Source organism: Micromonospora sp. NPDC049580, assembly GCF_040675595.1.
In the GTDB taxonomy this organism is placed as follows: Bacteria; Actinomycetota; Actinomycetes; order Mycobacteriales; family Micromonosporaceae; genus Micromonospora.
This window is the reverse complement of record NZ_JBFAPG010000686.1, coordinates 1-2,390: the sequence shown is the minus strand read 5'-3', so window position 1 is coordinate 2,390 and position 2,390 is coordinate 1. Positions and strand designations below refer to the sequence as shown.

Genomic DNA, 2,390 nt, shown 5'->3' with positions numbered 1-2,390 from the left:
CACTCGACGGGCCGCGCGCAGTCTTTTCTCCGCTGCACCGCGTCGCCCGCCGCCCATCCCCGACGGCGGCGGGTCCCCTCCGACGACAGGAGCGAGCAGCCGTGCCCAGTGGCAACGTCATCCGCGGCGCCCGCGTCGGGTCCGCACCCATGCGCCCGGACGAGCGGCACCAACCCGCACCCCGACAGGACGTCACCTACTGGTGTCGCAACGACCACCAGACCGACATCCGGATCGCGGCCGACGCCACGGCGCCGCCGCTGTGGGACTGCCCCCGCTGCGGGCTCCCCGCCGGTCTGGACGCGCAGAACCCGCCCGGACGGGTCCGCGCCGAGCCCTACAAGAGCCACCTGGCGTACGTGAAGGAGCGGCGTACCGCCGAGGAGGGCGAGGCGCTGCTGGCGGAGGCGCTCGCCGCGCTGCGCCGCCGCCGGGGCGAAAGTTAGGCAAGGGCCCCGCGTCGGAGCCCTTCCCGTCGTTCAGCGCAGGCTACGCAGCCGGGCGGGCACGTCAGCGGCCGCCGCGCGGTCCAGCAGCCAGCGGGTACGGTCCACGCCGTGCACCCCGGCGGCCGGCAGCTGCACCGGGCCGGCGCCGGCCAGCGCCATGCCCACCGCACGTGCCTTGTCGGCGCCGCCGGCCACCAGCCAGACCTCCTCGGCGGTGTTGATCGCCGACAGGGTGAGCGTGGTCCGCACCGGCGGCGGCTTCGGGCTGCCCCGCACCGCGCTGACCGGCCGCGTCTCGTAGTGCACCGGGTGCCCGGGGAAGACCGACGCGACGTGCCCGTCCTCGCCGACACCCAGCATCAGCACGTCGAAGTGCGGCAGCGCGGCGTGCCCCGGCCGGGCGGCGCGGGCCAACTCGTCGGCGTACGCGGCGGCGGCCGCCTCGGGGTCGTTGCCGGCCGGGCCGTCGGAGGCCGGCATGGGATGCACCCGGGCCGGGTCCAGCGGCACCACGTCCAGCAGGGCGGCGCGGGCCTGGGTCTCGTTGCGCTCCGGGTCGCCGGCGGGCAGGAACCGCTCGTCACCCCACCACACGTCGACCCGGGACCAGTCCACCGCGTCGCGGGCCGGCAACTGCGCCACCGCCCGGTACACGGCCGCGGCGACGCGCCCACCGGTGAGCACCATCGCGGCCTCGCCCCGGTCGGCCTGGGCGTCGAGCAACTTCACCAGCAGCCGGGCCGCCACGGCCTGCGCCAGCAGGTCGGCGTCGGCGTGGACGGCGACACTCGCCTCACTCATGGGTTGTGCCTTCGTTTCCCGACCGCTGGGCGGTCGCTGTCGCGTCGTCTCCGGGCCGGTACGCCCAGAGGTGCTCCGGTGGAGGGCCGGAACCATCCCGGCCCTCCCGTTCGTCGTGCTGCGGACGTTCCGGCTCAGCTCTCGCCGCTCGTGCCGGTGTGCGCGGTGACCCCGGCCTCGGCGCGCTGGGCCGTGGCCGGATCCTTCCAGACGTGCACCCGCTGCGGGGGGCGCTGTTCCAGACCCCGCAGCCCGGCGGTCGCGCCCAGCGCCTCCGCGTACACCTGGTCCGCGTCCAGCCGGCGCAGCTCCTCGGCCAACTCGTCGCCGAGCGGCCGACGGACCAGCGGCAGGGCCCGGTCGTCCTGACCGGTCCGCCGGAACACCGCCAGGCTGTCCTCGCGGGTCAGCGTCAGGCGGTCGCCGTTGGCGCAGGTCAACTGCACCTCCCGCATCCGGGGGAACTCGTTGGTGTCGACCCGGCGCGGGGTGATGCCCAGCCGGCTGGACAGCCAGCCGACCATCAGCGCCGCCGTCGGGTCGGTGGGCGGCGCGACGACGGTCGCCTCGGTGACCTTCGCCTCGGTGGTGTCGAACGCCCCGGCGACCAGGGTCCGCCACGGGGTGATCCGGGTCCACGCCAGGTCGGTGTCACCCGGGGCGTAGTCCCGGGCGCGCTGCCGCAGCGCCTCCACCGGGTCCGTGGCCTGCGCCGTGTCGGTGATCCTCCGGTCGGCGACCACCCCGAGGAAGTCGGTGGCGATCTCCGCCGGCGGTTCGCCGTGCCACCAGGTGACCACCGGCACGTCCGGCACCAGCAGCGGCATCACCACCGACTCCGCGTGCAGGGCGAGCCGCCCGTACAACCGGGTGACCACCGCCTCGCAGGGGCCGAGTCGGCCACCGACCACGATCTCCGCGTCCAGTCGGTTGCGTTCCCGCTCGATGTCGGAGCGGACCACGACCACCAGCCGGCACGGGTGGGCGGCGGCGGCGATGGTCGCCGCCGCCTCCGCCTCGCGGACCCGCTTCTCGTCCACCACCACGATGAGGGTGAGCGCCATGCCGCTGGCCACACCACCGGCGCTGCGCCGCTCGGCAGCCAGCGCCTTGACCACCTCGTTGCCGGTGGTGTCCCAC

Annotated in this window: 3 protein-coding genes; 1 reads left to right on the top strand and 2 read right to left on the bottom strand. The window is 75.7% G+C overall.

The window, feature by feature from the left end; genetic code table 11:
* Positions 1-101: 101 nt before the first annotated feature.
* Positions 102-446: an RNA polymerase-binding protein RbpA gene (locus AB0J68_RS31000; protein ID WP_354860378.1), complete on the top strand. Its 345-nt coding sequence runs from the start codon at positions 102-104 to the stop codon at positions 444-446.
* 33 nt (positions 447-479) lie between these two features.
* Here the strand turns inward: AB0J68_RS31000 and pgl are convergent, their stop codons facing one another.
* Complete coding sequence (pgl, locus tag AB0J68_RS30995) at positions 480-1,250, bottom strand: 6-phosphogluconolactonase (protein WP_355067605.1); 771 nt, start codon at positions 1,248-1,250, stop codon at positions 480-482.
* A gap of 134 nt (positions 1,251-1,384) precedes the next feature.
* A partial coding sequence (locus AB0J68_RS30990; RefSeq protein WP_363942301.1) for a glucose-6-phosphate dehydrogenase assembly protein OpcA occupies positions 1,385-2,390 on the bottom strand: 1,006 nt, incomplete at its 5' end.

What these genes read in the sequence shown, in the direction of transcription:
- pgl (WP_355067605.1), bottom strand. Translation starts at nt 1,250, where the DNA reads ATGAGTGAGGCGAGTGTCGCCGTCCACGCCGACGCCGACCTGCTGGCG.